The sequence below is a fragment of the Rhodococcus sp. P14 genome, from assembly GCF_000256505.1.
In the GTDB taxonomy this organism is placed as follows: Bacteria; Actinomycetota; Actinomycetes; order Mycobacteriales; family Mycobacteriaceae; genus Rhodococcus; species Rhodococcus ruber.
This window is the reverse complement of the sequence record NZ_AJFC01000318.1, coordinates 1-12,826: the sequence shown is the minus strand read 5'-3', so window position 1 is coordinate 12,826 and position 12,826 is coordinate 1. Positions and strand designations below refer to the sequence as shown.

The 12,826-nt window shown below is 71.7% G+C and carries 10 protein-coding genes; 9 read left to right on the top strand and 1 reads right to left on the bottom strand.

The annotated features are described in order from the left end of the window. The 7 genes from OEY_RS0122810 to OEY_RS0122780 all read left to right on the top strand — a co-directional run. Positions 1-928: steroid 3-ketoacyl-CoA thiolase (locus OEY_RS0122810; RefSeq protein WP_010596077.1), on the top strand; the 928-nt coding region annotated here is incomplete at its 5' end. 28 nt (positions 929-956) lie between these two features. Further along, positions 957-3,149 (top strand): acyl-CoA dehydrogenase, encoded by a 2,193-nt coding sequence (locus OEY_RS0122805; RefSeq protein ID WP_010596076.1) that lies wholly within the window; start codon positions 957-959, stop codon positions 3,147-3,149. Further along, positions 3,146-4,396: a lipid-transfer protein gene (locus tag OEY_RS0122800; protein ID WP_010596075.1), complete on the top strand. Its 1,251-nt coding sequence runs from the start codon at positions 3,146-3,148 to the stop codon at positions 4,394-4,396. The genes OEY_RS0122805 and OEY_RS0122800 overlap by 4 nt, the downstream gene beginning before the upstream one ends. A 2-nt stretch (positions 4,397-4,398) precedes the next feature. Continuing rightward, entirely contained in the window at positions 4,399-5,271 is an 873-nt protein-coding gene (locus OEY_RS0122795; protein ID WP_010596074.1) for a MaoC/PaaZ C-terminal domain-containing protein, read from the top strand. After that, the gene (locus tag OEY_RS0122790; RefSeq protein ID WP_010596073.1) at positions 5,268-5,918 is read left to right on the top strand and encodes a PaaI family thioesterase; all 651 of its coding nucleotides are present in this window, start codon (positions 5,268-5,270) and stop codon (positions 5,916-5,918) included. The genes OEY_RS0122795 and OEY_RS0122790 overlap by 4 nt, the downstream gene beginning before the upstream one ends. A gap of 10 nt (positions 5,919-5,928) precedes the next feature. Next, on the top strand, positions 5,929-6,717 hold the full coding sequence (locus tag OEY_RS0122785; protein ID WP_010596072.1) for an SDR family NAD(P)-dependent oxidoreductase: 789 nt from the start codon (positions 5,929-5,931) through the stop codon (positions 6,715-6,717). Between the two features lie 128 nt (positions 6,718-6,845). Next, the gene (locus tag OEY_RS0122780) at positions 6,846-8,000 is read left to right on the top strand and encodes a biosynthetic peptidoglycan transglycosylase (RefSeq protein ID WP_010596071.1); all 1,155 of its coding nucleotides are present in this window, start codon (positions 6,846-6,848) and stop codon (positions 7,998-8,000) included. 68 nt (positions 8,001-8,068) lie between these two features. Here the strand turns inward: OEY_RS0122780 and OEY_RS0122775 are convergent, their stop codons facing one another. Continuing rightward, positions 8,069-9,733 (bottom strand): class I adenylate-forming enzyme family protein, encoded by a 1,665-nt coding sequence (locus tag OEY_RS0122775; RefSeq protein WP_010596070.1) that lies wholly within the window; start codon positions 9,731-9,733, stop codon positions 8,069-8,071. Between the two features lie 218 nt (positions 9,734-9,951). Here OEY_RS0122775 and OEY_RS0122770 point away from each other — a divergent pair, with 218 nt between their 5' ends. Both OEY_RS0122770 and OEY_RS0122765 read left to right on the top strand, forming a co-directional pair. Further along, complete coding sequence (locus OEY_RS0122770) at positions 9,952-11,145, top strand: NADH:flavin oxidoreductase (protein ID WP_010596069.1); 1,194 nt, start codon at positions 9,952-9,954, stop codon at positions 11,143-11,145. A 14-nt stretch (positions 11,146-11,159) separates the two neighbouring features. After that, positions 11,160-12,826 (top strand): AMP-binding protein (locus OEY_RS0122765; RefSeq protein ID WP_010596068.1); only part of this gene is annotated, 1,667 nt, incomplete at its 3' end.

Sequence of the window (12,826 nt, the reverse complement as noted above, 5' to 3'; positions counted from 1 at the left end):
CACGCCGGCGGCCACGTCGATCGACTGCGCGTGCGGCTCCTCCCAGCAGGCCGTCCACATCGTCGCCGGCCTCATCGCCTCCGGCCAGATCACCGCCGGCATCGGCTGCGGCGTCGAATCCATGAGCCGGGTCTTCCTCGGCCAGGCCCTCACCCCCGAGACCGGCAGCCCCTACCCGGACGACTGGACCATCGACATGGGCGACCAGTTCACCTCCGCCGAGCGCATCGCCGCCAAGCGCGGCATCAAGCGCGGCGACACCGACGCCTTCGGTCTCGAGTCGCAGCGCCGCGCCGCCGCCGCCTGGGCCGAGGGCCGGTTCGACCGCGAGATCGTCCCCACCGAGGCGCCCGTGCTCGCCGACGGCGTGCCCACCGGTGAAACCACCGTCGTCACCCGCGACGGCGGCCTGCGTGAGACCACCGCCGAAGGCCTGGCCGCGCTGAAGCCGGTCGTCGAGGGCGGCATCCACACCGCGGGCTCCGCGTCGCAGATCAGCGACGGCGCCGCCGCGGTCCTGCTCACCAGCGCCGAGCGCGCCCAGGAACTGGGCCTGCGGCCCCGTGCCCGGATCGTCGCCTCGGGCATGGTCGGGTCCGACCCGTACTACCACCTCGACGGCCCGATCGACGCCACCCGCCACGTGCTCGGCAAGGCCGGGATGACGCTGGACGACATCGATCTCGTCGAGATCAACGAGGCGTTCGCGTCGGTCGTCCTGTCGTGGGCGCAGGTGCTCGACGCCGACATGTCCAAGGTCAACGTCAACGGTGGCGCCATCGCCCTCGGCCACGCCGTCGGGTCGACCGGTGCCCGGCTCCTCGCCACCGCCCTGCACGAGCTCGAGCGGTCCGACCGGTCGACGGCACTGGTCACCATGTGCGCGGGCGGCGCACTGTCCACCGCCACCGTCATCGAACGCATCTGACCACCACCATCGAATTCGCGAGGCCGACATGACCATTGGACTGACAGACGAGGACCGCCACCTGCGCGACGCGGTGCGCGGCTGGGCCGCCCGCCACGTCACCGCCGACGTGGTGCGCCAGGCCGTCGAAGCCAAGACCGACACCCGTCCCGCGTTCTGGGGCTCGCTCGCCGAACTCGGTGTGCTCGGGCTGCACCTGCCCGAGGAGGTCGGCGGCGCCGGCTTCGGTCTGGTCGAACTCGCGGTGGTCATCGAGGAACTGGGCCGGTCGATGGTGCCCGGCCCGTTCCTGCCGACCGTGCTGACCGCCGCGGTGCTGCGCGAGGCCGGCCGCACCGCCGAACTCGCCGGTCTCGCGGACGGCGCCACGCTCGCCGGCGTCGCCCTCGACCCGGGCACGTTGCGGGTGGGGCGCGGCTCGGCCGGCACCACCCTGTCCGGACGGTCCGGATTCGTCCTCGGCGGCCACACCGCCGACGTGCTGCTCGTCGCGGCCGAGGACGCCGGCAACCGCGCCTGGGTGCTGCTGCACCGCGACCGGGTCGACGTCGAGGATCTGCCCAGTCACGACGTGGTGCGCGGCAATTCGCAGTTCGAGGTGGACCGTCTGGCGCTCGGCGCCGACGACGTGCTGCGGATCGACCCGCAGCGCGTCACCGATCTCGCGGCCGCCCTGTTCGCGGCCGAGGCGTCGGGCATCGCGGACTGGTGCGTGCGCACCGCCGCCGAGTACGCCGCGGTGCGCCGCCAGTTCGGCCGCCCGATCGGCCAGTTCCAGGGCGTCAAGCACCGCGCCGCACGCATGCTCGCACTCGCCGAGCAGGCCCGCGTGTGCGCGTGGGACGCCGCCCGCGCCCTGACCCCCGGCGGTGCCGAGGCGGACGAGGCGTCCCTCGCGGCCGCCGTCGCCGGCGCCACAGCCCCCGAGGCCGCGTTCGCCGTGGCCAAGGACTGCATCCAGATCCTCGGTGGCATCGGCTACACGTGGGAACACGACGCGCACCTGTACCTGCGCCGCGCCCAGTCGCTGCGGATCCTGCTCGGTTCCACCGCGTCGTGGCGCCGGCGGGTCACCGACCTCACCCGCGGCGGCACCCGCCGCGTCCTCGGCATCGACCTGCCGCCGGAGGCGGAGCGGATCCGGGACGAGGTGCGCGGCGAACTCGCGCCCGCCGCCACGCTCGACGGCGCCGAACGCACCACGTACCTCGCCGAGAAGGGCTACACCGCACCGCATCTGCCCGCGCCGTGGGGCAAGGGCGCCGACGCGGTCACCCAGCTGGTGATCGCCGAGGAACTGCGCGCGGCGAGCCTGAGGCCGCACGACATGATCATCGGCAACTGGGTGGTGCCGACCCTGATCGAGCACGGCAGCCCGGAGCAGCTCGAGCGGTTCGTGCCGCCGTCGCTGCGCGGCGACATCGTCTGGTGCCAGCTGTTCTCCGAGCCCGGCGCGGGCTCGGACCTGGCGTCGCTGACCACGAAGGCCACCAAGATCGACGGCGGGTGGATCCTGCAGGGGCAGAAGGTGTGGACCTCGATGGCCCGCGACGCCCACTGGGGCATCTGCCTGGCCCGCACCGACGCCTCCGCTCCCAAGCACAAGGGCTTGTCGTACTTCCTCGTCGACATGCGCGGCAGCGAGGGTCTCGACATCCGCCCGCTGCGCGAGATCACCGGCGAGGCGCTGTTCAACGAGATCTTCATCGACAACGTCTTCGTCCCGGACGAGTGCCTCGTCGGCGAGCCCGGCGACGGCTGGAAGCTCGCCCGCACCACCCTCGCCAACGAACGCGTCTCCCTCTCGCACGACTCGTCCCTCGGCTCCGGCGGCGAGGCCCTGCTCGACCTGGCCGCCGAACTGCCCGGCGGACTCGACGACGAACAGGCCACCGTCCTCGGGAAGGTGCTGTGCGACGCGCAGACCGGCGGGCTGATGGCGTTGCGCACCACGCTGCGCTCCCTGGCCGGTGCCCAGCCCGGTGCCGAGTCCTCGGTCGCGAAGCTGCTCGGCGTCGAGCACATCCAGCAGGTGTGGGAGGTCGCGATGGACTGGGCCGGACCGCGTGCCCTGCTCGGCGCGCAGGACCGCCGGTCGGCGACGCAGATGTTCCTCAACTCCCAGTGCATGTCGATCGCCGGCGGCACCACCAACGTTCAGCTCAACATCATCGGGGAGCGCCTGCTCGGCCTGCCCCGCGACCCCGAGCCCGGGAAGTGAGCACCGCCGTGACGTCGGCGCGGCAGGGACGCCGCGTGTTCGTCGTCGGCGTGGGGATGACGAAGTTCGAGAAGATCGAGACCAGCGGCCGGGAATACCCCGAGATGGTCCGCGAGGCCGTCGACATGGCCCTCGGCGACGCCGGCATCGGCTACGGGCGGGTGCAGCGGGCCGCCGTCGGTTACGTGTTCCAGCCGTCCACCGCCGGTCAGCGCGCCCTGTACGAGGTGGGACTGACCGGCATCCCGATCGTCAACGTCGACAACAACTGCGCCACCGGCTCCACGGCGCTGATGACGGCGCGGGACTGGGTGCAGGGCGGGCAGGGCGACGTCGCGCTGGCCGTCGGGTTCGAGAAGATGACCCGCACCTCCCTGACCGGCACCGGCGAACTGCCGAAGGTCACCACGCTCGACCACCACCTGAACGTCATGACCGACCTGCACGAGTGGGGCACCGGCCCGATGACCGCCCAGCTGTTCGGCAACGCCGCGGTCGAGCACATGGAGCGCTACGGCACCACCGCCGAGCAGATCGCCGCCGTGGCGGTGAAGAACCACCGGCACTCGGTGCACAACCCCTACGCGCAGTTCCGCGACGAGTACACCCTCGAACAGGTGCTGGGCGACAAGATGATCCACGCGCCGCTCACCCGCTCGCAGTGCTCGCCCACCTCCGACGGCGCCGGCGCGGCGGTCCTGGTGAGCGAGGCCTTCGTGCGCGAGCACGGCCTCGAGGACCGGGCCGTCGAGATCGTCGCGCAGGCGTTGACCACCGACACCGGCGAATCGTTCGACAGCCGCTCGATGATCGACGTCGTCGGCGCCCCGATGACGGGAGCGGCCGCCGCCCGGGTGTTCGCCGAGTCCGGGCTCACCGTCGACGACGTCGACGTGATCGAACTGCACGACTGCTTCGCCATCAACGAGATCATCACCTACGAGGGGCTCGGGCTGTGCAGCCCCGGCGAGGGCGGCAAGCTCGTCGAGTCGGGTGCCACCACCCACGGCGGCCGGTGGGTGGTCAACCCGTCGGGCGGCCTGCTCTCCAAGGGCCATCCCCTCGGCGCCACCGGCCTGGCCCAGTGCGCCGAACTCACCTGGCAGCTGCGCGGCGAAGCCGGCGGCCGTCAGGTCGACGGCGCCCGCGTGGGCCTGCAACACAATCTGGGGCTCGGCGGCGCGTGCGTGGTGACGCTGTACCGGGCCGGAACCCTCACCGGAACCGCGGACGAGAAGGAGAACTGACCGTGCCCATCGACCCGAAGACCGCACTGTCCGCCGAACCCACTGTGCGCGAAGCGGTCTGGACCAACCGCGACGTCATGCTGTACCACCTCGGGCTCGGCGCCGGCGGCGACGGACTCGACCCGGCCGAGCTGCGCTGGGTGTACGAGAAGGACCTGCGGGTGCTGCCGACGTTCGCGATGGTGGCCGGCCAGGGCATCTCGGCCGGCGCGCTGAAACCGGCCGGCATGAACCTGCCCGGCATCGACATCGACCTGCGCCGCATCCTGCACGGCGGGCAGTCGCTGCAGCTGCACGCCCCCATCCCCGCCTCCGGGACGGCGCACATCTCGTCGCGCGTGGCGCACGTGTGGGACAAGGGCAAAGCCGCCGTCATCGTGCTCGAACAGGCGGCCACCACCCCGGAAGGTGCGCCGCTGTGGACCACCGGCATGCAGATCTGGGCCCGCGGCGAGGGCGGCTTCGGCGGCGAACCCGGCCCGGAGACGCCGCACACGGTGCCCGACCGCGACGCCGACACCGTCCTCGTCTCGCCCACCGGCACGCGGCAGGCCCTGCTGTACCGGCTCAGCGGCGACATGAACCCGCTGCACGCCGAGCCCGCGTTCGCGCAGGCCGCCGGTTTCGACCGGCCCATCCTGCACGGTCTGGCCTCCTACGGGATCGTGTGCAAGGCCGTCGTCGACGGCCTGCTCGACGGCGACCCGGCGCGGGTGCAGAGCTACTCGGTGCGGTTCGCCGGCTCGCTGTTCCCGGGCGAGACCATCGAGACCGCCGTCTGGCGCGACGGCGACCGGCTGACGTTGCTGGCGACCTGCCCGGAGCGCGACGGCGCCCCCGTCCTCACCCACGCCGTCATGGAGGTGCGTCCGTGAAGGTCGGAACCCATCCCACCGCCGCCACCCACGCCCACGGCACGGTGCTGACCTCGGCGCCGCAGGACGCGCCGGTGGACCGGGCGACCGCCGCCGCGCGCCGCGTCGTCGACGCCATGCTGCGCACCGACCGCGGCAACGCCAACCTCGACCGGGTCGCGGAGGAACTGAACAGCATCGCCGACCACCTCGAGGAACACGCCCCGGAGGTCGCCGAACGACTGATCGACATGTGGAACGGCGAGGGCGTCACCCGGCACGACCCGGTCACCGGCCCCGAGAACGCCATCGCCCCGCCCCTGGTCCTCGAGGGCCTCGAGGACGGCTCGGTGCAGGGCACGGTCACGCTGACGATGCCGTACCAGGGTCCGCCCGGGTGCGTCCACGGCGGGGTGTCCGCGCTCATCCTCGACCATGTGCTCGGCGTCGCCAACGCCTGGGGCGGCAAGTCCGGGATGACGGCGAAGCTCGAGACGAACTACCACCGGCCCACGCCGCTGTTCGAGCCGCTCGTCGTCACCGGCCGGCTCGTCTCCGTCGACGGCCGCAAGATCCGCACCGTCGGCAGCATCACGACGGCCGACGGACAGCTGTGCGTCTCGGTGGAGGGACTGTTCATCGACAAGACGGTTCCGCGTCCCCGATAGGAGAATCCGCATGGGAGCACTCGACGGTCGTGTCGCGCTGATCACCGGCGCCGGCATGGGCATCGGGCGCGGCATCGCCGCGGCGTACGCGCGGGAGGGCGCGGACGTCGTCGTCGCCGAGATCGACGAGCAGGCCGGCGATGCCACCGCCCGGTGGCTGCGCGACGAGTGGGGTGCGCGCGCCCACTTCGTGCGCACCGACGTCACCGACAAGGCCCAGGTCCACGCCGCGGTCGACGGCGCGGTCGAACGGTTCGGCCGCCTCGACGTCCTCGTCAACAACGCCTGGCGCGGCTCCGGGTACGCCCGGTTCGAGAACATGACCGACGAGCAGCTGCGCGCCGGGTTCGACACGGCCGTGATGGCGGCGTTCTGGGCGATGCAGCGGGCCCTCCCGGAACTCGAGCGCCACGGCACCGGCCGGGTGATCAACCTGTGTTCGCTCAACGGCGTCAACGCGCACATGTACTCCGTGCAGTACAACGCCGCCAAGGAGGCGCTGCGCACCCTCACCCGCACCGCGGCGCGGGAATGGGCGCCGAAGCAGATCTGCTGCAACGTGATCTGCCCCGGCGCGCAGAGCGAGGCGTTCCGGCGGGTGGCCGAGACCGACCCGCAGATGGCGGCGGCGTCGGCGCAGGCCAACCCGATGGGCCGAATCGGTGACCCGCCCGACGACATCGGACCCGTCGCGGTGTTCCTCGCGAGCGACGGTGCGCGCTACCTCACCGGCAACACCTTGTTCGTCGACGGCGGCGCGCACATCAACGGCGTCCAGTGGGCGCCGCGGGTGGACTGAGCATCCGGTCCCGACCCCCGAGACCGGCCCGTGACCGTCGGCGACGAAGATGAAGAGGTCGTGTCGGTGACCAGCGGGAGGCGTGTACAACGATGAGGCCGGGCAGGTGCGCAGCGTGCCGGCGGATCGTGGGTCCGTTCGAGCGGCGGGTCGACGGCCGGTGCACCCGGTGTGTCGCCGCCCGCCTCCGCGCCTGGGCGGCGGCCCCCGAGGTGCCGGTGCGCCGGGAACCGCAGGACCGCGGCCCGAAGCTGCGCCGGCTGCGTCGTCCCGCGGGGCAGGGGTCCCGCCTGCGTCGCCCCGCGGTGCAGTGGCCCCGCCGGTCCGAGCCGCAGCCTCGTCGCGAACCCGAGTACGCGGGATTGCGCCGCCCCGAGCCGCCGTGGCCGCCCGTCGCCCGGCCCGGGCCGCCCCCGCTGCCGGCGCAGCCGCTCCACAATCCGTGGCCGACGCGGGCGAAGCGGGCCGGGGCAGCGGTGGCGGCGCTCGTGCTGATCGCGCTGACGGCCACCGCGTCGCTGCGGGTGTGGACGCCGGCGTCGTCGCGGTTCATGCGCATCGACGACGGCCCGGTCACCTACCAGTACGTCTCGCTCGACCACGTCAGCCGCTACATCGTCGCCTCGGTGATCGCCCACGAGGACGACCAGATGGGTCTTCGTGCGCAGGCGTTCCACTGGGGCGACTACGCCGACCGCGCCCGCGCCCACCTGACGGGTGAGCCGCAGCAGACGTACTCGACGATCCCGCAGCAGCTCGCGAAGAACATGTTCTTCACCCCCGACCAGAGCGCGATCCGCAAGGCCGTCGAGACGGTGCCGTCGATCCTGTTGAGCAGCACCCTGCCCGACGCCCGCATCATGGAGCTGTACCTGAACTACGCGCAGTTCGGTCCCGACCTGTACGGGGTGTGCGCGGCCAGCTGGTACTACTTCGACACCGCGCCCTGGGAGATGTACCAGTACCACGCGATGCAGCTCGCGGGCATGCTGCCCAATCCGGAGGACGTCGTGCGCCTGCCCGGCGGGGGCGTCGCCACGCCACCGGACGCGCCGTATCCGAGCGCCGCGTTCCACATCAACGGTGCCGCCAACGTCGATCTGCCCGCCCGCTTCGCCGGGTGGGGCGGCTGGGAGAACATCGTCGCGTCGGTGGGCATCGAGGATTCGGCCGCCGACCACGCCGACGACCGGCCCAGCGCGGATTCGTGCTCGACGATGCCCGAGCCGGTGCGTCAGCGTCTGGCGGTCGAGGACCCCGGGTTCGTGTCCCGGTCGCAGTAGCCGCATCCGCGACCGGCGGTGCTTCTCGCGCGCGTGAGAACGCGCGCAAGAAGCACCGCCCCGCCCAACTAGATGCTGACCTCGCGACGCACCGTCTTGCCCGTCGCGTTGCGGGGCAGCAGGTCGGAGGTGATCCGCCAGCGGGTGGGAACCTTGAAGTACGACAGACGCTCGGCCGCGTACTCGCGCAGCTCCTCCTCCGTCACGCTCGCCCCCTCGGCGAGGACGACGACCGCCGCCACCTCCTGACCGAGGTCGGGGTGCGGGACGCCGATCACGGCGCACTCGCGCACGGCCGGGTGCTCGTCGAGGGTCTGCTCGATCTCGGTGGGGTAGACGTTCTCGCCGCCGCGCAGGATCAGGTCGGAGCGACGGCCCGTCAGGCGCAGCCGGCCGTTCTCGATGACGCCGTAGTCACCGGTGCGCAGCCACCGGTCCGGGGTGATCGCCGCGGCCGTGGCCTCCTCGTCCTCCCAGTAGCCGAGCATGACGAACGGGCTGCGCACGCACACCTCGCCTTCGCCCCCGTCCGGCAGCCATTCGCCGAACGGATCGCGGATCTCGAGGCTCACCGTGATGATCGGCCGGCCCAGGGTGCCGGGGAACGCCTCGATGTCCTGCGAGTTGGCGACCGCGATGGCGGTGCTGCACTCGGTGAGCCCGTAGCTGTCGACGAGGGCGTCGCGCGCGAAGGGCACCTTCTCGCGCAGCCGGTCCTTGAATGCGATCGACGACGGTGCCGACGCGAGTGCGAACGCCGTCAGCGACGACAGGTCGTACTTGTCGAGGTTGTCGTGCTCGAGCAGCCGCGACGCCATCGTCGGCACCGCGCCCCAGTTGGTGACGCGTTCGCGTTCGATCAGGCTCAGCACCTTGTCCACGTCGAACGAACCCTGGTGCATGATCACCGCGCTGCCCGTCGCCAGCCGCGGGATCACCAGGTTGTGCAGGCTCGCGATGTGGAACAGCGGCGAGGTGAGCAGGTACCGCAGGTCGCTGGGGACGTCGTCGCTGTAGGTCCGGCCGGTGAACGCCGCGAGCAGGGCATCGCTGAACCGGTGGTAGTCGACGACCGCCAGCAGGTTGCGGTGCGAGTGCAGCGCGCCCTTGGGCCGGCCGCTGGTGCCGCTGGTGTAGAGGATGACCGACGGGTCGTCCTCGTCGATGTCGACGCGCGGCGGCTCGGCGCCGGGGTACTGCGCGATCAGCCTGGGCAGGTCCTCCTCCATCGTCAGGACCGTGATCCCGGTGGTGTCGACATCCGCGAGGGCCTCGGCGCGCTTGGCGTCGACGACGAGGACCTTCGGCCGGCTGTGCTCGAGGCCGTACTCGATCTCCCGCGGCACCCACCAGCCGTTGAGCCCGACGGTGATCGCGCCGAGCGTCTGGCTCGCCCAGAACGCGATCACCCACTCCGGGGTGTTCGCGGCCAGGATCGCGACGCGATCGCCCTTCTCGACGCCGTAGTCGCTGCGCAGCGCCCGGGCGAGGGAGTAGGCGGCGGCGGCGTGCTCGGCGAAGGAGAGCCGGCGGTCGGCGGTGACGAGGTAGTCGCGGTCCCCCCAGCGCAGGGAGTCGGCGAGCAGCTCGCCCACGGCCTTGCCGCGGTTCTTCATCACCGGCATCGAGGCGCCGAGCACCTCTTCCTCGACGATCTCGAACCGGCCACCCGGGCCGGTCAGGCGGGAGACGACCTCGTCGAGGTACAGCCGGGGATCTGCGGACGCAGTCATGCGGGGGACCTTTCCTTCGTGTCACGTGAATACCGTGTCACCTGCGGCGATAGACCTGTGACCTCACCCTGGCCGCGGCCGCGTGTGAGGCGTGCCACTGCAATTTCTCACGTCGGGCCGTGGGTGCGGTAGTGGTTACCACTGAGCGGGACTCACCGTGATCCACCCGACAGCCGGGGCTACGTTCGGCGCAGAATCGCTGCCGGAGGAGCAACCGCATGTCCACATTTCTCGATACCCCGACGACAAGGATCGATCCCTTCGCCCCCGCGAAGCTCGGCCCGCTGACCCTGCGCAACCGGGTGATCAAGGCGGCCACGTTCGAGGGCCTGACCCCGAAGGGGCTCGTCACCGACGAGCTCATCGAGTTCCACCGCCGGCCCGCCGCCGGCGGCGTCGGCATGACGACGGTCGCCTACTGCGCCGTCGCACCCGACGGCCGCACCGCCCCCGGTCAGCTGCAGTGGACCGACGAGACCCGGCCCGGCATGCGCAAGCTCACCGACGCGATCCACAACGAGGGCGCCGCGGTCTCCGCGCAGATCGGGCACGCCGGTCCGGTCGCCGCTGCGAAGTACCTGGGCACCCCGGCCCTCGGGCCGAGCCGCGCCTTCCGCATGACGACCCAGAACTTCAGCAAGCCCGCCACCAAGGCGGACATCGCCCGCATCACCGAGGGCCACGCCGAGGCCGCGCGCCGCGCCGTCGAGGCCGGCTTCGACGCCGTCGAGATCCACTTCGGGCACAACTACCTCATCAGCTCGTTCCTGAGCCCGAAGATCAACAAGCGCAAGGACGAGTACGGCGGGTCGCTGGAGAACCGCGCCCGCTTCGCGCGGGAGGCCGCCCGCGCCGTCCGCGACGCCGTCGGCGACAAGATCGCGATCCTCGCCAAGCTCAACATGGACGACGGTGTGCCCGGCGGCTTCTGGCTCGACGAGTCGATCCAGGTCGCCAAGTGGCTCGAGGCCGACGGCTCGCTCGACGCCCTTGAGCTGACCGCCGGCAGCTCGCTGCTCAACCCGATGTACCTTTTCAAGGGCGACGCGCCGCTGCGCGACTTCGCCGCCGTGATGCCGCAGCCGACGAAGCTGGGAATCCAGTTGGTGGGCAAGCACTTCCTGCGTGAATACCCCTACCGCGACGGCTACCTGCTCGAGGACGCCAAGCAGTTCCGGTCGCAGCTGAAGATGCCGCTGGTGCTGCTCGGCGGCATCACCAACCGGGCGATCATCGACGAGGCGATGGCCGAGGGCTTCCAGTTCGTCGCCGCCGCGCGGGCGCTGCTGCGCGACCCGGACCTCGTCAACCGCATGCAGGAGGACGCGGACGCCGCGTCGCTGTGCAACCACTGCAACAAGTGCATGACCGCCATCTACGGGGGCACCCACTGCGTGCTCCGGACGGCGTGAAGGGAGCCGCAACGATGACGAGCACCGTGAACCCCGGCACCGCCGCGACGGAAGCGGGCGTGCAGCGCGCCACCATCGCCGAGATGCTGCTCGACCGCGTCGGCGACGACCGGCTCGGCCTGCGGACCCGGGAGCAGGACTGGACGTGGGACGCCGTGGTGCGCGAGAGCGCCGCGCGTGGCGCTCTCGCGCGGTCGCTGCGCGGCGACGGCCCGTTCCACATCGGGATCCTCCTCGACAACGTCCCGGACTTCCTGTTCTGGCTCGGCGGGGCCGCGCTGGCGGGCGCGACGGTCGTCGGCATCAATCCCACGCGCGGCGCGGCGGAACTCGAGGCCGAGGTCCGCTACGTGGACTGCCAGCTCATCGTCACCGACACCGCCGGGATGGCGAAGCTGCGCGGCCTCGACCTGGGCCTCGGCGAGGACCGCTTCCTGCTGATCGACGATCCCGGCTACGCGGCCCGCCTCGAGCGGGTGGAACCGGCGATCGCCGACGGCGTCGACGAGGACAGCCTGTTCCTGCTGCTGTTCACCTCCGGCACCACCGGCCGGTCCAAGGCCGTCAAGTGCTCCCAGGGCCGGTTGTCGCGGCTCGCGTACGCCAACACCGCCAAGTACGGGCACCACCGCGACGACGTGGACTACTGCTGCATGCCGCTGTTCCACGGCAACGCGCTGATGGCGCTGTGGGCCCCGGCCCTGGCCAACGGTGCGACGGTGTGCCTGACCCGCAAGTTCTCCGCGTCCGGGTTCCTGCCCGACGTGAAGTTCTTCGGCGCGACGTTCTTCACCTACGTCGGCAAGGCCCTGGCCTACCTGATGGCCACCCCCGAACAGCCCGACGACGCCGACAACCGGCTCGAGCGGGGCTTCGGCACCGAGGCCTCGCCGGAGGACAAGGCCGAGTTCGTGCGCCGGTTCGGCGCGGTGCTGTTCGAGGGGTACGGCTCGAGCGAGGGCGCCGGTTCGGTCCGGCTCGATCCGGCGGCGCCGGAGGGCGCGCTCGGCCGGCCCGCGCACGCCGGGATCGCGGTGGTGAATCCCGACACGTTCGCCGAGTGTGCCCGCGCGGTGCTCGACGAGCACGGCCGGGTGCTCAACCCGGACGAGGCGATCGGCGAGATGATCAACAAGGAGGGCGCCCGCGCCTTCGAGGGCTACTACAAGAACGACGTCGCCGACGCCGAGCGGATCCGCAACGGGTGGTACTGGACCGGCGACCTCGGCTACGTCGACGAGGCCGGCTTCATCTACTTCGCGGGCCGCAAGGGCGACTGGATCCGGGTCGACGGCGAGAACACCTCGGCGCTGATGATCGAGCGGGTCCTGCGCCGGCACCCGAAGGTCGTGACCACCGGTGTCTACGCGGTGCCGGACCCGCGGTCGGGCGATCAGGTGATGGCGGCGATCGAGGTCGCCTCGCTCACCGACTTCGACCCGGCCGAGCTCGCCGAATTCCTCACCGGCCAAGCCGATCTCGGGTCGAAGGCGATTCCCCGGTTCGTGCGGGTGTCGACGAACCTGCCGGTGACCGGCTCGAACAAGGTCCTCAAGCGCGAGCTGCAGGCGCAGCGCTGGCACACCACCGAGCTCGTGTACCGGTGGGTGGGACGCGGCGCGCCGGAGTACACCGCGATGAGCGAGGCCGACAAGGCCGCCCTGGACGAGGAATTCGCCGC